The sequence below is a fragment of the Streptomyces sp. NPDC058579 genome (assembly GCF_042718575.1).
Lineage (GTDB): Bacteria > Actinomycetota > Actinomycetes > Streptomycetales > Streptomycetaceae > Streptomyces.
Map to the genome: position 1 here is coordinate 46,091 of NZ_JBHXPI010000021.1, position 25,219 is coordinate 71,309.

The 25,219-nt window shown below is 70.9% G+C and carries 18 protein-coding genes; 12 read left to right on the top strand and 6 right to left on the bottom strand.

What is annotated here, in order from left to right:
* Window positions 1–65 precede the first annotated feature (65 nt).
* The 3 genes from gltX to ACFWRO_RS22760 all read right to left on the bottom strand — a co-directional run bounded on the left by gltX (window position 66) and on the right by ACFWRO_RS22760 (window position 2,600).
* Entirely contained in the window at window positions 66–1,538 is a 1,473-nt protein-coding gene (gene gltX / locus ACFWRO_RS22750) for a glutamate--tRNA ligase (RefSeq protein WP_384512885.1), read from the bottom strand.
* Window positions 1,531–2,316, bottom strand: coding sequence for a fumarylacetoacetate hydrolase family protein (locus ACFWRO_RS22755; RefSeq protein WP_384512886.1), 786 nt, complete (start codon window positions 2,314–2,316; stop codon window positions 1,531–1,533). Before ACFWRO_RS22755 ends, gltX begins: the two co-directional genes overlap by 8 nt.
* Before the next feature lie 95 nt (window positions 2,317–2,411).
* Entirely contained in the window at window positions 2,412–2,600 is a 189-nt protein-coding gene (locus tag ACFWRO_RS22760; RefSeq protein WP_384512887.1) for a hypothetical protein, read from the bottom strand.
* Between the two features lie 541 nt (window positions 2,601–3,141).
* On the opposite strand from ACFWRO_RS22760, the gene ACFWRO_RS22765 reads away from it, so the two are divergent.
* The 8 genes from ACFWRO_RS22765 to ACFWRO_RS22800 all read left to right on the top strand — a co-directional run bounded on the left by ACFWRO_RS22765 (window position 3,142) and on the right by ACFWRO_RS22800 (window position 13,632).
* Complete coding sequence (locus ACFWRO_RS22765; RefSeq protein WP_384512888.1) at window positions 3,142–6,879, top strand: nitrate- and nitrite sensing domain-containing protein; 3,738 nt, start codon at window positions 3,142–3,144, stop codon at window positions 6,877–6,879.
* 9 nt (window positions 6,880–6,888) lie between these two features.
* Window positions 6,889–7,302, top strand: coding sequence for a roadblock/LC7 domain-containing protein (locus tag ACFWRO_RS22770; protein WP_030325548.1), 414 nt, complete (start codon window positions 6,889–6,891; stop codon window positions 7,300–7,302).
* Window positions 7,303–7,443: 141 nt separating this feature from the next.
* Window positions 7,444–7,851, top strand: coding sequence for a DUF742 domain-containing protein (locus ACFWRO_RS22775; RefSeq protein ID WP_147979834.1), 408 nt, complete (start codon window positions 7,444–7,446; stop codon window positions 7,849–7,851).
* Window positions 7,832–8,413, top strand: coding sequence for an ATP/GTP-binding protein (locus ACFWRO_RS22780; RefSeq protein WP_137993156.1), 582 nt, complete (start codon window positions 7,832–7,834; stop codon window positions 8,411–8,413). The genes ACFWRO_RS22775 and ACFWRO_RS22780 overlap by 20 nt, the downstream gene beginning before the upstream one ends.
* Window positions 8,414–8,752: 339 nt before the next feature.
* A complete protein-coding gene (locus ACFWRO_RS22785; protein ID WP_384512889.1) occupies window positions 8,753–11,986 on the top strand; it encodes a nitrate- and nitrite sensing domain-containing protein in 3,234 nt (1,077 codons plus the stop codon).
* Between the two features lie 7 nt (window positions 11,987–11,993).
* Entirely contained in the window at window positions 11,994–12,407 is a 414-nt protein-coding gene (locus tag ACFWRO_RS22790; RefSeq protein WP_053725133.1) for a roadblock/LC7 domain-containing protein, read from the top strand.
* Between the two features lie 93 nt (window positions 12,408–12,500).
* Window positions 12,501–13,070 carry a DUF742 domain-containing protein gene (locus ACFWRO_RS22795; RefSeq protein ID WP_384512890.1) on the top strand — a complete coding sequence of 190 codons (570 nt, stop codon included), beginning with the start codon at window positions 12,501–12,503 and terminating at the stop codon, window positions 13,068–13,070.
* Window positions 13,051–13,632 (top strand): ATP/GTP-binding protein, encoded by a 582-nt coding sequence (locus tag ACFWRO_RS22800; protein ID WP_108152792.1) that lies wholly within the window; start codon window positions 13,051–13,053, stop codon window positions 13,630–13,632. Before ACFWRO_RS22795 ends, ACFWRO_RS22800 begins: the two co-directional genes overlap by 20 nt.
* Window positions 13,633–13,787: 155 nt before the next feature.
* Here ACFWRO_RS22800 and ACFWRO_RS22805 read toward each other — a convergent pair whose 3' ends face one another.
* The 3 genes from ACFWRO_RS22805 to ACFWRO_RS22815 all read right to left on the bottom strand — a co-directional run bounded on the left by ACFWRO_RS22805 (window position 13,788) and on the right by ACFWRO_RS22815 (window position 19,668).
* Window positions 13,788–13,994, bottom strand: a complete 207-nt coding sequence (locus tag ACFWRO_RS22805) for an acyl-CoA carboxylase subunit epsilon (protein ID WP_384512891.1) — start codon at window positions 13,992–13,994, stop codon at window positions 13,788–13,790.
* A 14-nt stretch (window positions 13,995–14,008) separates the two neighbouring features.
* Window positions 14,009–15,592: an acyl-CoA carboxylase subunit beta gene (locus ACFWRO_RS22810; RefSeq protein ID WP_384512892.1), complete on the bottom strand. Its 1,584-nt coding sequence runs from the start codon at window positions 15,590–15,592 to the stop codon at window positions 14,009–14,011.
* Window positions 15,593–15,828: 236 nt separating this feature from the next.
* Window positions 15,829–19,668, bottom strand: coding sequence for an endo-alpha-N-acetylgalactosaminidase family protein (locus tag ACFWRO_RS22815; RefSeq protein WP_384512893.1), 3,840 nt, complete (start codon window positions 19,666–19,668; stop codon window positions 15,829–15,831).
* Window positions 19,669–19,921: 253 nt separating this feature from the next.
* Here ACFWRO_RS22815 and ACFWRO_RS22820 point away from each other — a divergent pair, with 253 nt between their 5' ends.
* From ACFWRO_RS22820 to ACFWRO_RS22835, 4 genes are all read left to right on the top strand, one after another.
* Window positions 19,922–20,533 (top strand): YceI family protein, encoded by a 612-nt coding sequence (locus tag ACFWRO_RS22820; RefSeq protein WP_384512894.1) that lies wholly within the window; start codon window positions 19,922–19,924, stop codon window positions 20,531–20,533.
* A gap of 169 nt (window positions 20,534–20,702) precedes the next feature.
* The gene (gene dnaN, locus ACFWRO_RS22825; protein WP_384512895.1) at window positions 20,703–21,812 is read left to right on the top strand and encodes a DNA polymerase III subunit beta; all 1,110 of its coding nucleotides are present in this window, start codon (window positions 20,703–20,705) and stop codon (window positions 21,810–21,812) included.
* Window positions 21,813–21,999: 187 nt separating this feature from the next.
* On the top strand, window positions 22,000–23,613 hold the full coding sequence (locus tag ACFWRO_RS22830; RefSeq protein WP_384512896.1) for an alpha/beta fold hydrolase: 1,614 nt from the start codon (window positions 22,000–22,002) through the stop codon (window positions 23,611–23,613).
* On the top strand, window positions 23,613–25,205 hold the full coding sequence (locus ACFWRO_RS22835; protein WP_384512897.1) for an alpha/beta fold hydrolase: 1,593 nt from the start codon (window positions 23,613–23,615) through the stop codon (window positions 25,203–25,205). Before ACFWRO_RS22830 ends, ACFWRO_RS22835 begins: the two co-directional genes overlap by 1 nt.
* The last annotated feature ends 14 nt before the right edge of the window (window positions 25,206–25,219 follow it).

Genomic DNA, 25,219 nt, shown 5'->3' on the forward strand with positions numbered 1-25,219 from the left:
GAAGCACGAACCACGAGAGGGGCGCCGGCCACATGGCCGACGCCCCTCTCGTATGTCTGGAACCCTTACGCGGCCAGCTTCGCCAGCGTCGCGTCGATGCGGGCCAGGGTCTTCTCCTTGCCCAGGATCTCCAGGGACTCGAAGAGGGGCAGGCCGATCGTGCGGCCGGTGACGGCGACGCGGACCGGGGCCTGGGCCTTGCCGAGCTTCAGGCCGTGCTCCTCGCCGGCCGTGAGGACGGCCTGCTTGAGGGACTCCGGGTCGGACCAGTCGGCCGACTCCAGCGTGGCGCGGGCGGTGGTCAGGAGGGCCGCCGGCTCGCCCTTCATGGCCTTGTCCCACGAGGGCTGGTCGAAGACCGGCTCGGGCAGGAAGAGGAAGTCCACGTTGGCCGTGATGTCCGAGAGGACCGTGACGCGGGTCTGGGCGTGCGGGGCGATCCGCTCCCAGGCCGACGCGTCGAAGTCCTCCGGCGCCCAGTTGGCGTGCGGGGCCTGGAGCCAGGGCTCGCAGGCCTCGGCGAAAGCCTTCACGTCCAGCATGCGGATGTGGTCGGCGTTGATCGACTCGGCCTTCTTCAGGTCGAAGCGCGCCGGGTTCGCGTTGACGTCGGCGATGTCGAACTTCCCGACCATCTGCTCGATGGTGAAGATGTCCTCGTCCGCCGAGAACGACCAGCCCAGGAGGGAGAGGTAGTTCAGGAGGCCCTCGCGGAGGAAGCCGCGCTCCCGGTAGAGGTTGAGGGAGGCCTGCGGGTCGCGCTTGGAGAGCTTCTTGTTGCCCTCGCCCATCACGTACGGCAGGTGGCCGAAGGAGGGGATCTCCTTGGCGACGCCCAGCTCGATCAGCGCCTTGTAGAGCGCGATCTGGCGCGGGGTGGAGGAGAGCAGGTCCTCGCCGCGCAGGACGTGGGTGATCTCCATCAGGGCGTCGTCGACCGGGTTGACCAGGGTGTACAGCGGGGCGCCGTTGGCGCGCACGATGCCGTAGTCCGGGACGTTGTCCGGGGTGAAGGTGAGCTCGCCGCGGACCAGGTCCGTGAAGGTGATCGGCTCGTCGGGCATCCGGAAGCGGACGATCGACTCGCGGCCCTCGGCGCGGTAGCGCTCGATGCGCTCGGCGCTCAGGTTGCGGCAGGTGCCGTCGTAACCGGAGGGCTTGCCGGCCAGGCGGGCGGCGTCACGGCGGACCTCGAGCTCCACGGCGGTGCAGAAGCAGTGGTACGCGTATCCGCCGGCGAGCAGCTTCTCGGCTACGTCCTTGTAGATGTCCATCCGCTGCGACTGGCGGTACGGCTCGTGCGGGCCGCCGATCTCCGGGCCCTCGTCCCAGTCGAGACCGAGCCAGCGCATCGAGTCGAGCAGCTGCTGGTACGACTCCTCGGAGTCGCGGGCCGCGTCGGTGTCCTCGATACGGAAGACCATCGTGCCCTGGTTGTGCCGGGCGAAGGCCCAGTTGAACAGGGCGGTGCGGACCAGGCCCACGTGGGGGTTGCCGGTCGGGGACGGACAGAAACGGACGCGGATCGCGTTAGCCACGCTTGATCACCTTGTTGGTGAGAGTGCCGATGCCTTCGATGGTGACGGCGACCTCGTCGCCGACGTTGAGGGGGCCGACCCCGGCGGGGGTGCCGGTGAGGATGACGTCGCCCGGGAGCAGCGTCATGGCCTCGGTGATGTGGACGACCAGGTCCTCGATGGAGCGGACCATGTCGCTCGTACGACCGAGCTGGCGCTGTTCGCCGTTGACCGTGGCCTGGATGGTGAGGTCGCTCGGGTCGAGCTCCGTCTCCACCCAGGGGCCCAGCGGGCAGCTGGTGTCGAAGCCCTTGGCCCGGGCCCACTGCTTCTCGCGCTGCTGCGCGTCGCGCGCGGTGACGTCGTTGGCGCAGGTGTAGCCGAAGATGACGTCCTTGACCCGCTCGCGCGGCACCTCACGGCACATGCGGCCGATGACGACGGCCAGCTCGGCCTCGTGGTGCAGCTCGTTCGAGAAGGAGGGGTACTCGATGGCGTCGCCCGGGCCGATCACGGACGTGGTCGGCTTGAAGAAGGCGACCGGGACATCGGGGACCTCGTTGCCGAGTTCGGCGGCGTGCTCCGCGTAGTTGCGGCCGATGGCCACGACCTTGTTGGGGAGCACGGGCGGCAGGAGCCGCACCTTGCTGACCGGGACCTTGGTGCCGCTCAGCTCGAAGTCGGTGTACGGGATGCCCTTGATGATGTCGAGGACGAGGCCGCCGGATTCGACGGTTCCCTCGCCCTCGACGGCGCCGAAGGCGACATTGCCGTCGATGGAGAATCTGGCGATGCGCACGAGTGCTGTCGCCCCTCACTTGGTACTGGCTGGAGTCTGACGCTCCAGGCTAACGCGGCAAGGGGCGGCGGCCGCCGTATTACTGTGCGGGCTGGTTACTCGGCGGGCTGAGCGGCCGCGGGGGCGGTCATCAGGACCGTGCGGCGCGGGTTGGCCGTCTGCGTCGGGAGATCGAGCGCGTGCTCCGGCTGCGCGCCGCGGCCGAGCTGCTCGGCGTCCTCGAGGTGGGTGAGGGTGGTGCGACGGGGGTTGGCCGTGGAGCGGAGCAGCATCGTCGTCTTCATCGGGCGCCTTTACAGAGCGGATGGTTTGTAAAGCGTCAGGCTAAACGTCTCATTCCCTTCGAATGCATGGGGAAGGCAACGATCCCGGTGTGAGTTTGCTCACCACAGCGGTGACAATCCAGGCATTACGGACCGTCATTCAGGGTCACGGAAACGGACAATGCACCACTGAATGCTGCATTCCGCTCCTGATCATGGCGACTGGGACACCAGCACTGCATGACCCTTTGGGGGCAGTACGCCCGATTCCTCCGTGATCATCTTCTACATGGGGTGACATGCTGTGCACGAATTGTCATGCGACCCGTGCCCGGACACGTGGCCCTTGTTGGAGATCCAGCACTGTGCTGGAATTCCACGCACCGCCGCGGATTGGATCCGGCGCGCAGAGGGGCGCAACGCAGCGCCGGGTGAGCGGCGGGGAAGGGGGAACTGCGCCGGTCATCGACGACCACCACGGGGGCGCATTCGCGCCCCGAGACGCCGACACCGTCCACTCCGTTCACGCGGAAGGACGCCTGGTCCAGAGGTTGCGACGCTAGTGCAGGGACGATTCAAGAGGGACAGCGCTGCTGCCGAGCAGGAGCCTCGCGCCGGGACCGACCGCGCCCAGAACCCGAACCAGGGTCCGGCCGGCGAAGGCGGTGACGGTGCCACGCGCAAGGGCACCGCGAACGCCTCCTCCGAGTCCACCGCCCCGGCCGCCAAGAAGCCCCGGGCCGAGAACGAGGTCGGGCCTCGAATAGCCCTGCGCAACTGGCGCATCTCCACGCGCCTGGTCGCCCTGCTGACCCTCCCCGTGGTCGCGGCGACCAGCCTCGGCGGCATCCGCATCAGCGAGTCGCTCCAGGACATGGAGCAGCTCGACCACATGCAGCTGCTCACCAAGCTGACCGAAGAGGCGACCGACCTCGCCAAGGCCCTCCAGGCCGAGCGTGACCTCTCCGCGGGCCCGCTGGCCAACGGCAAGTCGGCCAACGACTACCAGGTCGCCAACCCGCGCAAGAACACCGACCGGGCCCAGAAGGCGTTCATGGACGCCACCGCGGAGATCCCGGCCACCGAGGGCGACGAGGCGCTGCAGAGCATCCGCCAGAACGTCAGCCAGATCGCCTCCCAGGTCGTCCAGATCGGCGGCATCCGCCAGGAGGCGTACAAGACCGGCGTCGCCAAGTCGGTGACGGTCGAGGCGTACAGCCGGCTCATCCGCTCGCTGCTCAGCCTCTCCCAGGACATGGCGCAGGCGACCAGCAACCCGGAGATGATCAAGCGGACCCGGGCCCTCGCGGCCTTCTCTTCCGCCAAGGAGTACGCCTCCGTCCAGCAGGCGATCATCGCCTCCGCGCTCCCCTCCAGCGACAGCACGCGCGGCAAGCTGGAGCCGGGTGACCGTCTCTACGGCTACGCGGCCCAGCAGGGCGAGAAGGTCCAGCTCAAGCAGTTCCAGACGATCTTCGAGTCGGCCGGCGGCGACGCCGACTCGCTCACGTCCACGCTGACCAGCGGCAACCCCTCGATCGACGCCGCCGACAAGTACGCGGACCGCGTGCTGTCCATCGACTCCGGCATGGCCGACCGCATCCCGCGCGGTCACCTGAACTTCACGGACGAGTACGGCACCAAGATCCAGGCCATGACCGTCATCGAGGCCGACCTCCTCGACAAGATGGAGACCAAGGCCCGTGAGCTGCGCGCCGAGTCGCAGCGCGAAGCGATCATCAACGGTGCGCTGATCCTGCTCGTCCTCGGTGTCTCGCTCGTCGGCGCCTTCGTCGTGGCCCGGTCCATGATCCGCTCGCTGCGCCGGCTCCAGGACACCGCGACCAAGGTCGCCCAGGACCGACTGCCCGAGCTCGTCAAGCAGCTCTCCGAGTCGGACCCGCAGGACGTCGACACCTCCGTCGAGTCCGTCGGTGTGCACTCCCGGGACGAGATCGGCCAGGTGGCCGCGGCCTTCGACGACGTGCACCGCGAGGCCGTCCGCCTCGCCGCCGAGCAGGCCCTTCTCCGGGGCAACGTCAACGCGATGTTCACCAACCTCTCGCGCCGCTCCCAGGGCCTCATCCAGCGTCAGCTCTCGCTCATCTCCGAACTGGAGTCCCGCGAGGCCGACCCGGACCAGCTCTCCTCGCTCTTCAAGCTCGACCACCTCGCGACCCGCATGCGCCGTAACGGCGAGAACCTCCTCGTCCTCGCCGGTGAGGAGCCGGGCCGCCGGTGGACCCGCCCGGTCCCGCTGGTCGACGTGCTCCGTGCCGCCGCCTCCGAGGTGGAGCAGTACGAGCGCATCGAACTGGCCGCCGTGCCCGCGACCGAGGTCGCGGGACGCGTCGTCAACGACCTCGTGCACCTCCTGGCCGAGCTGCTCGAGAACGCCACGTCGTTCTCCTCGCCGCAGACCAAGGTCCGGGTCACCGGTCACGCGCTGCCCGACGGCCGTGTGCTCGTCGAGATCCACGACACCGGCATCGGCCTCTCCCCCGAGGACCTCGCCGCGATCAACGAGCGGCTCGCCTCGCCGCCCACCGTGGACGTCTCCGTCTCCCGCCGCATGGGTCTGTTCGTGGTCGGCCGCCTGTCCCTGCGACACGGCATCCGTATCCAGCTGCGCCCCTCGGACTCCGGCGGCACCACCGCGCTCGTCATGCTCCCGGTCGACGTCGCCCAGGGCGGCAAGAAGCCCGCGCCCAAGCCGGGCACCGGTGGCCAGGGCGCGATGGGCCAGGCTCCGTCCGCTCCCGGTGGCCGGCTCGCCGGTGGTCCCGGTTCGGCCGGCGGCCCCGGTTCCGGTGCCCGGCCGGGCCTCGGCGGCGCTCCGACGGGGTCGGCCGCCGGCCGGCTCGCCACCGGAGCCGGTGCCGCCCGCGGTCAGGTCGGCGCGGGCAGCGGTCCGCGCGCGGCGCTGCCCGGCCGGGACGGCGTACCGCGCCAGAACGGTCCGCAGGACCGGTCGCAGGGCCAGGCCCCGCAGCAGCCTCAGCAGCCCCAGCCCCAGCCCCAGCCCCAGAACGCGCAGACTTCGCAGATGCCGCAGATCTCCCCGGATCCGCAGCAGCAGCGGCCGGGTCTCGGTGCCGGCGGCTTCGGCGGCGCGCAGAGCGCCATCCCGTCCCGTACGGACGTCTGGGGCGGCGGCCAGGGCAACCAGGGCCAGAACAGCCAGGCCCAGAACAGCCAGGGCCGGCAGAGCCAGGGCCAGGGCCAGCAGGGTCCGGGCAACCAGGCCCCGCAGGGCGGCCGTCCGGCTCAGGGTGGTTACCCGCGCGCCGAGCTGCCCGGGGGCAACCCGCAGCAGCAGCGCCCGCAGTCCGCGAGCTGGGGCAACGAGCAGGCGCCGGTCCGTCGCCCGCAGCAGGACATGACGCCGCTGGACGCCCCGCGCGGCCACGAGGAGCCGGAGACCACGGGCCAGTTCGCCCGTCCGACGGCGCCTCAGGGTCCCGGCTCCACGGGCCAGTTCCCGCGCCCGGACTTCGGTCAGCAGCAGCCGCAGCAGCAGGCCCCGCAGGCGTACCAGCCCGGACCGCAGGACCCGGCGTCCACCGCCCAGTTCGCGCGCCCGGACTTCGGTCAGCAGCAGGCGCCCCAGCAGGCCCCGCAGCCGCAGCCGTACCAGCAGCAGCCGCAGTCGGCCCCGCGTCAGGGCGGCGGCAACGACTACGGCGCGCCGCGCCCGGCCGGGAACCTGCCCCAGCAGCCGCAGCAGCCCCAGCTCCAGCAGCCCCGTCAGCCCGAGGCGCTGCCGCCGGCCGGTAACTCGGCCGGCGCGCGGACCCCGCTGTACGACACGCTGGAGACCAACTGGTTCAACCAGAGCCAGGGTCAGGGCGGCCAGGGTCACGGCCAGCAGGCGCCGCAGGCGCAGGCACCCGCCGCACCGCAGCAGCCCCAGCAGCCCGCTCCCCCGGCCCCGCAGCGTCCCGCCCCGCAGCAGCAGGGCGGCGGCACCGGTGCCGGTGGCGGCCAGCAGCCGGCCGGACCCGCCTCCTGGCGGACCTCGCCCAACGACGAGTTGGTGCGCCAGGCCGAGCGGGTCCGTAAGCCGGCGGCCGGGGGGATCACCACCTCCGGGCTGCCCAAGCGCGTACCCCGCGCCAACCTCGTACCCGGGACCGCCCAGGAGCAGGCCCACACGGCCGGCCCCCAGGTCTCGCGTGCACCCGATGACGTCCGTGGCCGGCTCACCAATCTGCGCCGCGGCATCCAGCAGGGCCGCCAGGCGGGCAACTCCACCACGGGCACCTTCCACACCGGCCCCACCCACCAGCAGGAGCACTAGTTGAGCGCGATGAGCCAGGCTGCGCAGAATCTGAACTGGTTGATCACCAACTTCGTGGACAACACCCCCGGGGTGTCCCACACGGTGGTGGTCTCCGCCGACGGTCTGCTCCTTGCCATGTCCGAAGGCTTCCCCCGCGACCGCGCCGACCAACTGGCGGCTGTCGCGTCCGGGCTGACCTCGCTGACCGCGGGCGCGTCCCGGATCTTCGAGGGCGGACCCGTCGCCCAGACCGTCGTGGAGATGGAGCGCGGCTTCCTCTTCCTGATGTCGGTCTCCGACGGTTCCTCGCTGGCCGTGCTCGCGCACCCGGAGTGCGACATCGGCCTGGTGGGCTACGAGATGACGCTGCTGGTCGACCGGGCCGGCAGTGTCCTCACCCCGGATCTCCGCGCGGAGCTCCAGGGCAGCCTGCTGCACTAGACCCGTACCGTTGCACGTTGCGACAGTGCGGTACGCCCCTCCGTACCGCACTGGGCACCAGAAACCGTCCGGCCGCCCCATCCGGCCCCCCACCGGCCCCATCAGACGGCATGACCTCGTGCCGTCACGCCCGGAGGATTCATGACCCCGCCCCCCGCCTCTCACGATCCGTACGGCGCCTCCCTCGACGAGTCGTACGGACATGAGGGCGACCAGCCGCTGGTCCGGCCCTACGCCATGACCGGCGGCCGGACCCGGCCGAGGTACCAACTCGCCATAGAGGCCCTGGTCAGCACCACGGCCGACCCGGCGCATCTCGCCACTCTGCTTCCCGAGCACCAGCGGATCTGCCACCTGTGCCGTGAGGTCAAGTCGGTGGCGGAGGTGTCGGCGCTCCTGTCGATGCCGCTCGGTGTGGCCCGGATCCTCGTCGCCGACCTGGCGGAGGCGGGCATGGTGGCCATCCACCAGCCGGGCAACGGAGAGGCCGGCGGCACGCCGGACGTAACACTGCTCGAAAGGGTGCTCAGTGGACTTCGCAAGCTCTAGCGGCGGCGCCGCCCGGTCGACCACCAGCGCGAAGATCGTGGTGGCGGGTGGCTTCGGCGTGGGCAAGACCACGTTCGTCGGCGCCGTCTCGGAGATCAACCCGCTGCGTACCGAGGCCGTGATGACCTCGGCCTCGGCGGGGATCGACGACCTCACGCACACCGGGGACAAGACCACCACCACGGTGGCGATGGACTTCGGCCGCATCACCCTGGACCAGGACCTGATCCTGTACCTCTTCGGTACGCCGGGCCAGGACCGCTTCTGGTTCATGTGGGACGACCTCGTTCGCGGCGCCATCGGCGCCGTCGTCCTTGTCGACACCCGCCGTCTCGCCGACTGCTTCCCCGCGGTCGACTACTTCGAGAACAGCGGCCTGCCGTTCGTCATCGCCCTCAACGGGTTCGACGGCCACCAGCCGTACAACCCGGAGGAGGTCCGCGAGGCCCTCCAGATCGGCCCGGACGCCCCGATCATCACCACCGACGCCCGCCACCGCGCGGACGCCAAGAGCGCGCTGATCACCCTCGTGGAGCACGCGCTGATGGCACGCCTGAAGTAGGGACACCCGTACGGAAGTTGTCGTACGCCCTTCGGGAGGCGGCCTGTGTCCTTTGACACGGTCCGCCTCCCCCTTCATAACGTTTCGAATGAGAATTGCGGCGCCTCGGCCACCCGACGCATCCGATCGGTACCACAGCGCTCACCTGAGCCCCGCCTTTTGGCGGGGCTCGTTCTTTATGCCCGTTTTATCTGGCCCATGGACCGTTGAAAACCGAAGCTCAGGGCTGTTTGGAAGGGAGCCCTTTCACGTGCTGCAATTCATGAACTCCCGAGTAGTACGGCCCTGAACGAAACACCGGCACAACGTAGGTGCCGACGCCGAGAGGTTGTTGGTCGAGTGAGGCGAAGCAAGGAAAGCTCCGCAGAGCAGCAGGCGCGGGGCAACTTCACGCCGCCGGCACGCATGGTGACGGCGCCCGCCGAGGTGCCCGTGACGCCCCAGGCCCCCAGCGGCAAGGGGAGCTCCAGCAAGCTGTCCCCGCGCAACTGGCGGGTACCGACCAAGCTGAACGCGATCCTCCTCATACCCGTGCTTGTCGGCCTCGTCATGGGCGGCTTCCAGGTGAACGGGGCGATCAACACCTGGCAGGAGGCGCAGAACGCCGAGAAGACGGCGCTGATCGTGCGCGCCGCCTCGGAGTACAGCCAGGCACTGCTCGACGAGCGTGACCTGACCGCGATACCCCTGCTGACGGCCAAGACCGCCGAGGACCGCAAGAGCGACGAGGTGACGAAGGCGTACGCCGCCACCGACGCCGCCAAGGTCAAGTTCGACGAGGCCATCAAGGACATGCCTGAGGGCGAGGGCCTGGAGCGCCGTCTGCGGCTGTTCCAGGACGAGGAGCCCAAGCTCGAGAAGCTCCGCCAGGCCGCGTACTCCACGGCCCTCGACCCGGTGAACACCCAGCTCGGCTACACCGGCGTCCAGCACTTCCTGCTCGAGTTCTCCAACGAGCTCGGTCTCGGCACGACCAACGTCACCGCCTACGGCAAGACGCTCTACGCCATCCAGCTCGCCAAGGGCGCCGAGTCGCTGCAGCGCTCGATCGCCACTCAGCTCCTCGTCCGGCCCAGCCAGAAGGCCAACGTCTTCGCGCAGCAGTCGGTGGCGCTCAACTCGTACAACTACCTGGAGCAGATCGCTCTCGGCGAGTACAACTCCGGCGGCACCCAGGCGGACGTGGACCGGCTGAAGCAGGTCATGGCCGGGAAGGCCGCCGAGGGCGAGAAGAAGATGCAGGCGGCCGGCATCACCCTGCCCAAGGGCGCCGACGGTTCCGTCTTCACCGGCATGGCCCAGCAGATCGGTGCCGCCAAGGACGCCGACGCGATCGAGGACCTCCAGAAGAAGGGCATCACGCCCGAGACCTGGATGGCCGTGGCCACCGGCAAGTTCGAGGGCTACAACGAGGTCGAGAAGGAGCTCGTCGACAAGGCCGTGGGCGAGGCCGCCAGCATCTCCTCGGACGCCCAGACCGACGCCTACGTCATCGGTGGCATCACCGTCGTCGCCCTCCTCGCCGCCTTCATCATCGCCGGGATGATGGCCCGGCAGATGAGCCGCTCGATGCGCGAGCTGCGCACCGCGGCCTTCGCCGTCGCCGAGCAGCGCCTGCCGATGCTGGTCGACCAGCTCTCCCGGACCGAGCCGGGCCGCGTGGACACCCGCGTCCAGCCGATCCCGATCGACACCCAGGACGAGATCGGCGAAGTCGCCCGCGCCTTCGACCAGGTCCACCGCGAGGCCGTCCGGCTCGCCGCCGAGCAGGCCATGCTCCGGGGCAACGTCAACGCGATCTTCACCAACCTCTCGCGCCGCAACCAGTCGCTGATCGAGGGCCAGCTGACCCTCATCACCGACCTGGAGAACAACGAGGCCGACCCGGACCAGCTGGAGAACCTCTTCAAGCTGGACCACCTGGCCACCCGTATGCGCCGCAACGGCGAGAACCTCCTGGTCCTCGCCGGCGAGGAGCCGGGCCGCCGCTGGGACCAGCCGGTCCCGCTCGTCGACGTGATGCGCGCCGCTTCCTCCGAGGTGGAGCAGTACGAGCGCATCGAGCTGGCCGGTGTCCCTGAGGCCGAGATCCACGGCCAGGCCGTGACCGACCTCGTGCACCTGCTCGCCGAGCTCCTGGAGAACGCCACCACGTTCTCCTCCCCGCAGACCAAGGTCCGAGTCACCGCGACCCGTCTGCCCGACGGCCGCGTGATGGTCGAGATCCACGACAAGGGCATCGGCCTCACCGCCGAGGACTTCGCGGACATCAACCACAAGCTGGCCAACCCGCCGACCGTGGACGCCGCCGTCTCGCAGCGCATGGGCCTGTTCGTGGTCGGCCGTCTTGCCGACCGGCACGGCGTCCGGGTCCAGCTGCGCCCCTCGGGCGAGCAGGCCGGTACGACCTCGCTCGTCATGCTGCCGGACGCGATCACCCACGGTGGTGGTGGCGAGCAGCTGCCCGAGAACGACTTCACGGTCTCGCAGATCATCCCGCACCAGCAGCAGCACGCCTTCGAGCCGGTGCAGCCGCAGATGCGGACCGCCGCGGAGCTCGGCTTCGACGACTCCCGCTACGAGCAGCCGGGGGACGAGCGCCAGCTCGACCCGGTGAACCGTTCGCTGCAGCGCGAGGAGCGCAGGGCGGCCCTGGAGTCGCAGGCGCACGGCGGTGAGCGTCCGCTGTTCCGTGACGAGGTCGACCCCGCGCACCAGGGCTACGCGCCCCAGGAGCAGGAGTACGGGCAGCAGGGCTACGGGCAGCAGGAGCAGCAGTACGCCCAGGAGTACGCGGGCGACTACGGCCAGCCCCAGCAGCCCCAGCCGCACGAGGGTTACGACTACCCCCAGCAGAGCTACGACGGCTACGGCCAGCCCGCCGGCGGCTACTCCGAGAACGGCTATGCGGAATCCGGCTACCCGGCCCAGGAGGCCGACCAGTCGGCGTACCAGCACGGCTACGAGCCCCAGGGCCAGCAGGCGGAGTGGCCCGGTCAGGGCGCGTACCAGGGTGGCTACGAGCAGAGCTACGGAGCGGAAGCGGAATCTGTTCCCAGCGCTCCCGAACCGGCCGCCGACCGCGTAGGCTTCGACCGTCCGGGTTCGACTCCGAACCCCACCCCGGACGCCGGCCACGCGATGACCGACGCCGGTCTGCCGCGCCGCGGCAGCACCGCCGCGCAGGGCCCGCAGCCCACGCGGCAGACGGCCCAACAGCCGGCGCAGGCTCCGGTCACGGAGCCGGCGCAGGGCCCGCAGAACGAAGCCGACGGTTCCGACGAATGGCGCTCGACGAACGACGAGCGCTGGCAGCGGGCCGAGAAGCTTCGCGACCCGAAGGCCGGCGGAGTCACCTCCTCCGGGCTTCCGAAGCGGGTTCCCAAGGCCAATCTGGTCGAGGGCACGGCGGAGCAGACCCCGCAGGGCGGCCCCCAGGTCTCCCGATCCCCCGAGGACGTCCGGGGCAGGTTGAGCAACCTGCGCCGCGGTGTCCAGCAGGGACGCAGCGCGGGAACGGACACGAACGGATCGGGCCTCGGCCCGGGCAGTACCTACAACCAGGAGCGTTAGTGTGAGCATGAGCCAGGCGGCGCAGAATCTGAACTGGTTGATCACCAACTTCGTGGACAACACCCCCGGGGTGTCCCACACGGTGGTGGTCTCCGCCGACGGTCTGCTCCTTGCCATGTCCGAGGGGTTCCCCCGGGACCGTGCCGACCAGCTGGCGGCCGTCGCCTCCGGGCTGACCTCGCTGACCGCGGGCGCGTCCCGGATCTTCGAGGGCGGTGCGGTCAACCAGACGGTCGTGGAGATGGAGCGTGGCTTCCTCTTCATCATGTCCGTGTCCGACGGCTCCTCGCTGGCCGTGCTCGCGCACCCGGAGGCCGACATCGGTCTCGTGGGTTACGAGATGGCTCTGCTGGTCGATCGTGCGGGCAGTGTCCTGACGCCTGACCTCCGGGCGGAACTGCAGGGAAGTCTTCTCAACTAACAGACAGACAGTGCGTTTCACGCCACCGCCCCGTAAGGTGCGGTGGCGCGGCTCCACAGGGACATGGACCGCGAGGCAGTCGGAGGAGGAGACGTGGGGACACCCCCGGGCGGACACCCGTACAACGGTTTTGACGCGCACGCGCAGGCAGACGGCACGGCGCAGAACCGGTTCAACTTCCCCTCTGCCCCCAGCAGACAGGGCGCCCAGCAGCCCTACCAGCACCCGCAGGCGCAGCAGCCGCCGATGGGTGGGCCCGCTGCCCAGCGGAACTCGGGCGGCGCGCGCGGTGCGGGCGGCGGCCAGAGCGGGAGCGGGAACCACAACCCGCTCGTGCGCCCTTACGCCATGACCGGCGGCCGGACCCGGCCGCGTTACCAGCTCGCCATCGAGGCGCTGGTCAGTACGACGGCCGATCCGTCCCGGCTGCAGGGCCAGTTGCCCGAGCACCAGCGGATCTGCCGGCTGTGCATCGAAATCAAGTCGGTGGCCGAGATCTCGGCACTTCTCTCCATCCCCCTCGGCGTTGCCCGGATCCTCGTCGCCGACCTGGCGGAGGCCGGACTTGTCGCCATTCACCAGCCCGGCGGCGACGAGTCCGCCGGCGGCCAGCCGGCCGTGACACTGCTCGAAAGGGTGCTCAGTGGACTTCGCAAGCTCTAGCGGCGGCGCGGCCCGTTCAACCACCAGCGCGAAGATCGTGGTGGCGGGTGGCTTCGGCGTGGGCAAGACCACGTTCGTCGGCGCCGTCTCGGAGATCAACCCGCTGCGTACCGAGGCCGTCATGACGTCTGCGTCCGCGGGCATCGACGACCTCACGCACACCGGCGACAAGACGACGACGACTGTCGCGATGGACTTCGGCCGCATCACCCTGGACCAGGACCTGATCCTGTACCTCTTCGGTACACCCGGTCAGGACCGCTTCTGGTTCATGTGGGACGACCTCGTTCGCGGCGCCATCGGCGCCATCGTGCTGGTCGACACCCGCCGGCTCGCCGACTGCTTCCCGGCCGTCGACTACTTCGAGAACAGCGGCCTGCCGTTCGTCATCGCCCTCAACGGCTTCGAGGGCCACCAGCCCTACAACCCCGAAGAGGTCCGCGAGGCCCTCCAGATCGGTCCGGACACGCCGATCATCACCACCGACGCCCGCCACCGCGCGGACGCCAAGAGCGCGCTGATCACCCTCGTGGAGCACGCGCTGATGGCCCGCCTGCGGTAGGTCACGTACGGACTTGCCGTACGAAAGGGCCCTCCGCACCGTTCAGGTGCGGCGGGCCCTTCGTCGTACCCGGCCCCGGCCGGGAGAGTCCTCGGGCGTACGGCGAAGGCCCCCCGTCCCTTGCGGGAGCGGGGGGCCTTCGGTGGCGCTGAGCGTCAGCCCTGCCAGGAGTGGGAGGGGCGGAAGCCCGACTGGCGCTCCAGGCGGCGCCAGCCGGCCGTGGAGCGGCCGGACGGCGTGGTGTCGTCCGCCGGCTGGGCGGCGGCGCGGGCGAGGAGGACGGCGGTGATCGCGGCCAGTTCCTCGGGGTCGGCGTGGCCCTTCTCGACACGGAGAAGGTTGGCTGTGGCAGGCGTGGTCACGTCGGTGACTCCTCTTACTGAGGCGGGTTGCCGTGCTTGCGGGACGGCAGGTCGGCGTGCTTGGTGCGGAGCATGGCGAGGGACCTGATGAGGACCTCCCGCGTCTCGACCGGGTCGATCACGTCGTCGACCAGTCCGCGCTCCGCCGCGTAGTAGGGGTGCATCAGCTCGGCCTTGTACTCCTTGACCATGCGCGTCCGCATGGCCTCGGAGTCCTCGGCCTCGGCGATCTGCTTGCGGAAGATGACGTTGGCGGCACCTTCGGCGCCCATCACCGCAATCTCGTTGGTCGGCCAGGCGTACGTCAGGTCGGCGCCGATGGACTGGGAGTCCATGACGATGTACGCGCCGCCGTACGCCTTGCGCAGGATCAGGCTGATCCGGGGCACGGTCGCGTTGCAGTACGCGTACAGCAGCTTCGCGCCGTGGCGGATGATTCCACCGTGCTCCTGGTCGACGCCCGGCAGGAAGCCGGGTACGTCCAAAAGGGTGACGATCGGGATATTGAAAGCATCGCACATCTGGACGAAACGGGCGGCCTTCTCCGAGGCCTCGATGTCCAGGACACCCGCGAGGGACTGCGGCTGGTTGGCGACGATGCCGACGACCTGGCCGTCGAGGCGGGCCAGGGCGCAGATGATGTTGCGGGCCCAGCGCTCGTGGATCTCGAGGTAGTCGCCCTCGTCGACGAGCTCCTCGATCACCTTGTGCATGTCGTACGGGCGGTTGCCGTCGGCCGGGACCAGGTCGAGCAGGACGTCCGAGCGGCGGTCCGCCAGGTCCTCGGAGGCCACGGTCGGCGGGTTCTCGCGGTTGTTCTGCGGCAGCATCGACAGGAGGTAGCGCACCTCGGCGATGCAGGTCTCCTCGTCGTCGTACGCGAAGTGCGCGACGCCGCTGGTCTCGGCGTGCACGTCCGCGCCGCCGAGGCCGTTCTGGGTGATCTCCTCGCCGGTGACCGCCTTGACGACGTCCGGTCCGGTGATGAACATCTGCGAGGTCTCGCGGACCATGAAGACGAAGTCCGTGAGGGCCGGGCTGTACGCGGCGCCGCCGGCGCACGGGCCGAGCATCACCGAGATCTGCGGGATGACGCCCGAGGCGCGGGTGTTGCGCTGGAAGATGCCGCCGTAGCCGGCGAGGGCGGAGACGCCCTCCTGGATACGGGCGCCGGCACCGTCGTTCAGCGAGACGAGCGGGGCGCCGGACGCGATCGCCATGTCCATGATCTTGTGGATCTTGGTGGCGTGGGCCTCACCGAGGGCGCCGCCGAAGATCCGGAAGTCGTGCGCGTAGACGAAGACCGTACGGCCCTCGACCGTGCCCCAGCCGGTGATGACACCGTCGGTGTACGGCTTCTTGGCCTCCAGGCCGAAGCCCTGCGCGCGGTGCCGGCGCAGCTGCTCGACCTCGTTGAAGGAACCGGCGTCGAGCAGCAGCTCGATGCGCTCGCGAGCGGTGAGCTTGCCCTTGGCGTGCTGCGCCTCGGTCGCCCGCTCGCTCGGCCCGCGCCGGGCCTCCTCGCGCAGGGCGTGCAGCTCGGCCACACGGCCTCGGGCGTCGGTCGGCTCGCTCGGGATCTGGTCCACAACGGTCATGTACTGACCCTACGAAGTCGACCAAGGAAATCCCGCCGTCGACTCCGTACAGTCTCCCGAGCGGAATCCTGGTGGAGTAAGACAGAACCGGGGTCAGTGAGGACCGAGTCGACAGCCGGAGGGCCCCTCTGGTTGTGGGTTTCCCACATAGCCGCGTGCCTGGCCGTCGGCGGTGAACGTCGGGCGCCCCACCGTACCCGTAGAGGTGCGGTGGGGCGCCCTTCGCCTTCCTCCGGTCAGCCGCCGCAGTGGAAGCGCGCGTTCCCCCAGTCCGCGTGGTCGTTGCCGTTGCCGTCGCCGCCGTCCCCCGCCACCAGCTCGACGTAGGCGGCTCCGGTGACGTCGGCGGTGAGCGACCAGGCCGGGTCGGTCGCCTTCAGGACCGGGGACGCGACCTTCTCCGTGCCGTCGGCGAGGACGCTGAAGCTGACCGTCCCGCGCGTGGTCTGGACGTCGTCCACACCCACCTCGGCGGTGAAGGTGGTGCACTTCCCGCCCAGGTAGTAGCGGACCTTGGCCGGGGCGTGGGTGCCCAGGCCCTTCGCGTACGTCACGCCCCCGACCTTGAGCGGGGCGCCGTCACCGGTGCCCGTCTCGCCGTTGGAGCCGTCGCGTTCGACCGGCCCCCAGCCGTTCGTGGCCGAGGTCCACTCCAGGTCGCTCGCCCAGCTGTCGGCGGTGGGCGCCGGGGGCAGCGTACGGACCGTGGTGGCGGCGGTCAGTTTCCGCGCCTCTCCCCCGACGGTGTACGTGAGCGTCGAGCCGAGGGCGTACGGCTGGTGGGCGGCGTCCGCCGGGGGTGTCACCTGCCAGGTCGCGGTCGCCTTCGCGCCGGCGGCGACCGTGCCCAGGGCCACCGGGGCGGCCGGTTCCGCGGTCCAGCCCTCGGGCAGCTCCAGGGCGGCCGAGGCGCCGGGGACGGCGCCGCTCTCGTCGTTGGTGAAGGTGGCGGTGACCTGGTTCGGACGGCCCGGCTCCAGGGTCTCCGGGGCGGCGATCGCGAGCGTGCCGCAGGCGGCCTTCTCGGGCGCGGGGCCGAGGTCGGTGACGGTGAAGCCGTCGAGGACGAAGTCGGCGCCGTCGGGGGCGTCGGCGCGCTTGCGCAGCCCGGTCCAGGTGTCGCCGCAGCCGGCCGTCACGGTCTCGGAGAACTGCCCGGTGGTCCGCTGCTGCCCGAGGGGCGTACGGCGGGTCTCCACCGAGGTCCCGTCCGCGCGGTCGTAGCCGGTGACCCATTCGTAGGCGCCCGCGTGGCTGGACTGGTGGTCGTACGCGATCCGGTAGCTGTGCCCGTCCTTCATCGGGACCGTCCAGGGCGCGGTGCGGTAGACCAGGCCGCTGTTCTCGTCGTGCGACTTCAGCGACTCGGCGCCGCCGATGACGTCGTCGATCAGCTTCCCGTTCCAGCCTGACTGGGTGTACGGGGCGTGCAGCTGGGCGATGTGGGTGCGGGGGTCGGTCGTACCGCCGGAGTCGCCCTTGAGGAAGGGGCCCCAGCCCTGGTCGACGGCCTCGAAGTCCTCGTACGCGAGGGCGTCCGGCTTGGTGGCGGGGTTGTTGGCGACGATCCGGACGTCGTCGATCCGGACGGTGGCGTCGGAGCCGCTCGCGGCCTGGATCTTGAGGGTGGTGGAGCCGCCGGCGGGCGCGGTGAAGGTGACCTTGGCGCGCTGGAGGCGGGTGCCGTTCCAGTCGGAGGCGGCGACCCGGTCCTCGACGGCCGAGCGCTCCACGGTGACGGCCTTCCCGCCGACGGAGAGCGTGGTCGGGCGGGTCTTCCCGGGCTCGACCTCGATCAGCGCGGAGGCGGTGTAGCGGGCGCCGGGGGTGAGGCCGGTGATCCGCTGGTGGACGGAGGCGGCGGCGGAGCCGGTGAGTGCGGCGCTGTTGCGGCCCTGGTCGTCGGTGTCACGGGCGACCGTGCCGGTCTTCGACCAGGACCGGAGCCGCTCGTCGTTGAAGCCGGGGTCGTCGACCGGGGTGCCCTGGCCCCAGCGCGGGTCGCGGGGCTCGGGGGCGCGGTCGGGGTGGAGGACGTAGGGCTGACCGGCGACGGCGTCGAGCGTGATCGTCCCGTTGACCGGCCGGACGGTGGCGGTCTTCACGCGGCCGTTGTCGGTGAGCTTGTGGACGGTGTACGAGCGGGTGCCGGCGGGCACGGCCCAGGTCGTCTTCCCGCCGCTCTTGTTGTAGTGGTACAGCTTCTTCCCGCCGTCCCAGGGCAGGAGGTAGTTCTCGCCGTCGAGGACCTTGCGGCCGTTCTCGTAGAACGTGCGGCGGCCGTCCTCGACGGTGCCGCGGACACCGCCGGTGAAGGTGAGGTCGTTGCCGTTCCAGCGGGTGATCTTCTGCTGCTGGAGGTACTTGGCGGGCAGGTTCTTCTGCCAGATGTTGGCGTAGAAGTGGTTCCAGTCGGTCTCGCCGGTCCAGCCCTCGAAGTCCTCGAGGGCGGTCTGGCCGAGGACCGGGTGGTTGTTCCAGACGTCCTTCTCGCCGTTGCGGATGAAGCGGACGATCTGGGAGTTGAGGCCCTTGTTGGTGGCGCCGCCGTAGTTCAGGTCGTTGGCCCAGTGGGACCAGAGCGAGGCCCGCTCGAACTTCTCGGACCACTCGGTGGCGACGTTCCAGCCCTGCCCCTGCACGGCCTGCATCGTCTTGTCGGCGATCCAGCCGTGCGTGTAGTAGACGTCGATGTAGAGCATCGACAGGTTGGGGTCGGTCTCCTCGCGGAGCTGCTGGAAGCGGCGGGCGAGGTCGCCGCTGTTGATGTCCCGGCGCTGGTCGATGTAGTAGCTCTGGTTGAGCCAGTTCCAGCCCGGCTTCGTCCTGTCGACGAGCGTCTCGCTGAAGTTCTTCGCCTCCGGGTACGACTCGGTGGCGTTGACGTGGACGCCGAAGCCCGCGCCCCACTTCCTGCCCTCCTTCAGGAGGGTGTTGAGGTCGGCGAGGCCGCCGGCGCGCTTGTTGTAGTTGCCGCCGTAGTCGGGGTGCGCGGAGTCGTGGCCCTCGGAGCCGTACCCCTTGAGCAGCGCGAACTGGCCGAGTCCGTCGGTGGCGAGGGAGATCCGCTTGACGTCGTCGAGGGTGCGCAGGAAGGGGTGGGTGGCGTTGGAGGCGAAGTTGAACGGGATGTGGGCGATCACCCGGTCCGGGGTCTCCTCGCTGCCCGGGGCCTTGATCCCGATGGCGGGGAAGGCGAGCGCGCCGTCCTGCCAGTCGGTCTTCCCGTCGGCGTTGGCGTCGGGGGTGACGACGACCTTGGCCCAGGGGAGGTTGTCGCCGCGCTCGGGGGCGGGGGCGCCCTCGCCCCGGTAGGTCCACTGGCCCGACCAGACGCCGACGCGGGTCTCGGTGCCGTTCTTGCGGGCCTGGTGCCAGAAGCGGGCGCCGTCGCGGGCGCTCTGGCCGGAGGGTTTGTCGTACGAGGAGTTCGACTCGACGGCGGCGGCGAGGGAGCCGGTGTTGACGAGGGCGTAGCTGGCGCCGGTCGCCGTGGGCTCCGCAGGGGTGGCGTCGGTGATGTCGGCGAAGACGTCGGCGGTACGGGTGGAGTCCGGGTCGAGCCGTGTGAAGGCGGTCTCGGCGCCGGCGTCCGAGGAGCCGACGGAGACCAGGTCGTGGCCGGGTATGTCGATCGTGCCGACGCGGAAGGCCTCGGTGTCGCGGACGGCGGTGACCTTGAAGGTGGTGGCCCGGCCGCTGACGCTCAGGCGCGCGTCGATCTCGACGCCCGGCAGGTCCGGGAAGGCAAGGGTGTACGCGGCGGAGGTGCCGGTCAGGACGGGGGCGCCGGTGGCGCGGACGGGGTGGGCGATGCCGTTGAGGACGACCTGGGTGACCGGGGCCGTACTGCCGAGGAGGCGGGCGCCGGTGGCGCGGTCCGTGTACGAGAGGACGCGCGGGAAGTCCTGGGCGACGGCGACGGAGAGCCGGTCGGAGCGGATGAGGCTCTCTGCGGTGGCGTCCGCCGAGCCCTCCTCCTGCGCGAGGGCAGGTCCGGACAGGGCGAACACGGCGGACGACGCTGCGGCGAGCGCGCAGGCGGCACGGATTCTTCGCGACTTGGGGAGGGGCATGGGGACTAGTTGGGCCCGTGCGGCGGGCACCGTCAACGAGATCGCGGCCCGGGGGCTCCGGCAGTCCAAGAACCGCTTGCGGTTAGTCCAAGCGGGTGGACATCCGGCGGACGCGGGTGGACTTCGACCAGAGATGTTGAATGTTGAACGGAATAGCGCTACGGTGGTTCTCGTTGAAGGTTCAACGAACTGGAAACCGGGTCCGGACCCCCTCCGGCACCCCTCCGGAACTCCGTCCCCCAAGGAGCACGTCATGGGCATCTTCGGCCGCAAGACCAACGACACCGCCACCGCCGTCGCCACCCTCCCCGTCGACCCGGCGCTGGCCGCGCTGACCGGTCAGTACGCGATCGACCCGGCGCACAGCAGCATCGGCTTCACCGTCCGTCACGCGATGGTCACCAACGTGCGCGGCTCCTTCGCCGAGCACGAGGGCACCCTGAACCTGGACGGCTCGAACCCGGGCGCCTCCTCCGCCACGATCGACGTCAAGATCGCCTCGATCGACACCGGCATCGGCGACCGTGACGGCCACCTGCGCAGCGGCGACTTCTTCGACGCCGAGCAGTTCCCGCTGATGACCTTCCGCTCGACGGAGGCGGCGCAGCTGGGCGGCGACAAGTACCGCGTGACCGGAGACCTGACGATCAAGGACGTGACGAAGCCGCTCTCCATCGACCTGGAGTTCAACGGCACCGCCACGGACCCCTACGGCAACGAGCGCGTCGGCTTCGAGGGCTCGGCCGAGATCCTCCGCTCCGAGTGGGGCCTGACCTGGAACGCGGCGCTGGAGACCGGCGGTGTGATGGTCAGCGACAAGGTGAAGCTGAACTTCGACATCTCCGCGATCAAGGCCGCCGCCTGACCGTTCGCGACCGCCGCGGCTCTCGCGGCTCCCGCGACTCTCGCGGCCTGTGCATACGAGCGCGCCCGCCTCTCCGTTCCGACGGAGGGCGGGCGCTCGGCGTTCCGGCGGCGCAGGCGTTGCCAGTGGCGGCCGGGCGTTGTCAGTGGCGGCCGCTAGCGTCGAGGGCATGGAATTCCGTATCGACAGCAGTGAGTTGACCGATGCCGTGGCCTGGGCCGCGCGTGTGCTTCCCGCGCGGTCGCCCGTGCCCGTGCTCGGGGGGCTGCTTCTGGAGGTGAGAGACGGGCGGTTGCGGGTCTCCGGGCTCGACTACGAGGCGTCGGCGCGCATCGACGTCGAGGCGGAGACCGTGCGGGAGGGCCGGGCGCTGGTGCTCGGGCGGCGGTTGCTCGACATCTGCAAGGTGCTGCCCAGGGGGCCGGTGGAGGGCGCGATCGAGGGGGCGCGGCTCTCGGTGACCGGCGGGGACGCCCGCTTCGGGCTCTCGCTGCTGCCGCTCGACGACTATCCGGCGCAGCCGGAACTGCCCGCGTTCCGGGGCGTGGTGGAGGCCGAGGCCTTCGCGGCGGCGGTCGGGCAGGTGGCCGTGGCGGCCGGCCGGGACGACTCGCTGCCGGTCCTGACGGGGATCCGGCTGGCCCTGGACGGTACGAGGATGACGCTGGCCGCGACCGACCGGTACCGGTACGCGGTGCGGACGTTGGAGTGGAAGCCGGAGGGCGACGGGGAGGGCGAGGCCGGTGCGGATGTCGTCGTGCCCGCGCGGCGGCTGACCGAGATCGCCCGCTCGCTCGCCTCGGCCGCGGGGACGGTCCGGCTCGCCCTCGACGGCGGCTCGATCGGCTTCGAGAGCGAGGGGACGCGCACGACGACCCGGCTGCTCGACGGGCGACTCCCCCGCCACGACAAGCTGTTCTCGCTCGGCGAGCACGCCGTCGCCGTGACGGAGCGGGCCCCGCTGGTCGAGGCCGTGAAGCGGGTCGCGGTGGTCGCGGAGGGCGACAGCCCGGTCCAGCTCGCCTTCACCGGCGACGCCGTGCACCTCCAGGCCGGGTACGAGGACGACGTGGCGTCGCAGCGGCTCGCGGCGGTCCTGGAAGGGGCGGAGGCGATCACGGTCGCGTTCAACCCGGGGTATCTGCTGGACGCGCTCGGCTCCTTCGACACCGAGTCCGTACGCGTCCATCTGCTCGGCCCCGGCCAGCGCGCCCTGATCACGGACCGGGCGGACGGGATCCACCAGCACCTGTTGATGTCGGTGAAGCCCCTGGTGTGACCCCCGCCGGTCCTGGGCCCGGGTGCCTGGGGCCCGAGTGCCTGGGCCCGGGTGCCTGGGGGTGACGCCGACTGCCCCGACTGGAGTCCACGAGTGGTGGACGTCTCCCCGCGCGCCCAGGCTGGCGTACGCAGTGCCCGCCCCGGCGACACGGGGCGGGCCCAGGACGTCAGGGAGACGGGTTCACATGACGGCACAAGGCGACGGTCCGGGCTGCCCGCCCTCCGTTCACACGAGCGGCGGGAGCGGGACCGGACGAAGGCGGGCGCGCACCACGACGGCGCTCGTCGCGGCGGGACTGGCCTTCCTCGGCACCGCCGGCATGACACCCGGCGGCGCCGCCCCACCGACCGTCCGTGAGGCCGTGTCAGGACCGCCCGGCCGGTTCGTGCCCGGCCCCTGCCCCGCCACACCCGAGCCCGTCCCCGGGCGGTGCGGCGTCCTGGAGGTGCCCGAGAGCCGCACCCACCGGAGCGGGCGGACCGTCCGGCTGGCCGTCGCGATCATCCCGGCCGCGTCGGCGAAACCGGCCGAGGACCCGGTGGTCTTCATGACCGGCGGCCCCGGAGGCGACGCGATCGGGGACATCCCCTTTCTGATCGACGCCGGCGTGAACCGGGACCGCGACCTGATCGTCATGGCCCAGCGCGGAACGCTCCACACCCGGCCGAACCTCGCCTGCCCGGAAGTGGACCGGTTCTACGCCGACGCCGTGGGGCTGCGCTACGACGCGCCGTCGACCGGGCGCCTCCTGGTCCGCGCGACGAAGCAGTGCCGGGACCGTCTGACGGCCGACGGAGTCGACCTCCGCGCCTACAACACCACCGAGAACGCCGCCGACTTCGCCGCCCTGCGCAAGGCGCTCGGCATCCCCCGGTGGAACGTCTACGGCTACTCCTACGGCACCGACCTGGCCCTCACCTTCCTGCGCCGGCACCCCCAGGGCATCCGCTCCGTGGCGATCGACTCCGTCGTGCCCCCGCAGATCGTGAGCCTGCCGTGGACCTGGGACAGCGCCCAGGAGGGGATCGGCGCGATCCTCGACGCGTGCGCGGCCCAGCCCCGCTGCAAGAGCCGCTACCCGGACCTCCCCCTCACGCTGACGGAGCAGGTCCGGCGCCTCGAAGCGCAGCCCCTCACGCTGACCGTGCCCCCGCCGGGCGGCGGCGACCCGGTGAAGGTCGTCCTCGACGGGGGCGCCCTGGTGAACCTGCTGGTCGCCAACGCCGTCCCGGCCGTCGACGTCCCCGCCGCCCTCGACGAACTCGCCCACGGACGCCCGGAGCGCTTCGCGCGGGCCCGCGCCGCCGGAGCGACGCCCGTCATCGGCGAGTTCGCCCACGGGCTGACCCAGTCGGTGGCCTGCGCCGAGTGGGTGCCCGGGTACTCACGCTCCGACCTGCTGAAGGCGGGCCGCAGGGCCTTCCCGGGCTGGCCGGACTCGGTCCTCGCGCAGGCGCCGCAGCTCCCGTTCGAGCACGAGGTCTGCCGCGCCTGGAACGTCCCGGACCGCACCGCCGTCCAGCGCGTGACGACCTCAAGCGAGGTGCCCGCGCTCATCGTCAACGGGACCTTCGACGCCAAGACCGGTGCGAAGTGGGGTCCGTACGCGGGCCGCACGCTGCCCCGCTCGACCGCCGTACGCGTTCCGGGCATCGGCCACTGGGTGGTGCCCCAGTCGCCCTGCGCGCAGAGCGTCCTGGGCTCCTTCCTCGCGCGCCCGACCTCGCCCGACACGAGCTGCGTGGCGGGGCTCGAACCGAAGCCGTTCACCATCACCCCTGAATCGGAGCGCACATGATGTCCCTCGGACCACTCCGACACCGGCGGCGCGCGGCGCGCCGGTTCCCGGCCGCGCTGGCCGGAGCCACGGCCGGTGCCCTCGTCGTCGGCCTGGCCGCGATGCCCGCCCGAGCCGGATCCGGCGACGGAGCGCCGATCGGCACGGTCGCCCGGAAAGCCGGCGACGCCCACTTCAAGCCGGGCCCCTGCCCGAGGACGGCGGACCCGATCCCCGATCTGGAGCGAGCCCGCTGCGGAACGCTCACCGTGCCCGAGAAGCGATCACGGCACAAGGGGCGAAGGATCACCCTCGGGGTCGCGATCATTCCCGCGGTCACCAGCACACCGAAGCCCGACCCGATCGTGTGGTTCGCCGGCGGACCCGGCGACGACGCCGTCTCCGAGATCCCGATGGCGCTCGCCGGCGGCCTGAACCGCGACCGCGACGTGATCTTCATGTCCCAGCGCGGGACCTACTCGGCCGACCCGGAACTCACCTGCCCGAACGTCGACGAGTTCAACGCGAGCGCCCTCGATCTCGTCTTCGGCGCACGGTCCACCGGACGCCTGCACGTCGAGGCGTTGCGGGAATGCCGCGACAGCCTGGTGAGCCGCGGGGCCGATCTCAGCGCCTACAACGGCACCGAGAGCGCGGCCGACTACGACGGCCTGCGCAAGGCACTGGGCCTCAAGCGGTGGAACGTGTTCGGCATCTCCTACGGCACCGACCTGGCGCTCCAGTACATGCGTCTGCACCCGAAGGGCATCAGGTCGGTCGGCATCGACGGCGTCCTGCCACCGTCCCTGGCAGGCGGCGCCGTGACCTGGAAGGCCGCGCGAGAGGGCTTCGACGGCATCTTCAAGGCATGCGCGGAGCAGCCCGCCTGCAACACCCGCTATCCGAACCTCAAGGCCACCTTCGAGCGCCTCGTGGTCGAACTCGAGGCCCGACCGGTCACCACCACCGTCACGGTCCCGGGCCAGCCGGAGCCGGTGAAGGTCGTGCTGGACGGCGGAGTCCTGGTGAACTGGCTGACCTCAGCCAGCCACCTGGCGGCCGGAGTGCCCCGTTCCCTCGACGAACTGGCCCACGGCGACCCACGGCGGATCGCCGAGCAGTGGGCGGGTGGCAAGCTCAGCCCGCAGGCCATCGGCCGGGTGGCCCACGGGCTCTCCTACGGCGTCTTCTGCAGCGAGTGGACACCGTACGAGAGCGAGGCCGACGTGCTCCGGGCAGGGCGGCGCCTGTTCCCGTCGTTCCCCCGCTCCGTGCAGGCCAACGCACCGCAGCTCGCCTGGCTGCACGCGGACTGCCGGGCCTGGAACGTCCCCGCGGCACCGCCCTCGATCCGGGACCTGACCCGCAGCGACATCCCGACGTTCGTCCTGTCCGGAGGGTTCGACTCCCAGACCGCGCCGAGCAACGGACCGTACGCCGCCCGCACACTGAGCCGTTCCATCGCCGTCGAGGTCCCCTACGTCGCGCACGTGGTCTTCGCCGAATCGACGTGCGCGCAGACGATGACCGTCTCGTTCTTCGACCGTCCGGACGCGCCGGACACGAGCTGCCTCGCCGGTCTCCAGCCACCCCGGTTCGAGATCGCACCGTGAGGGTGAGGGGACTC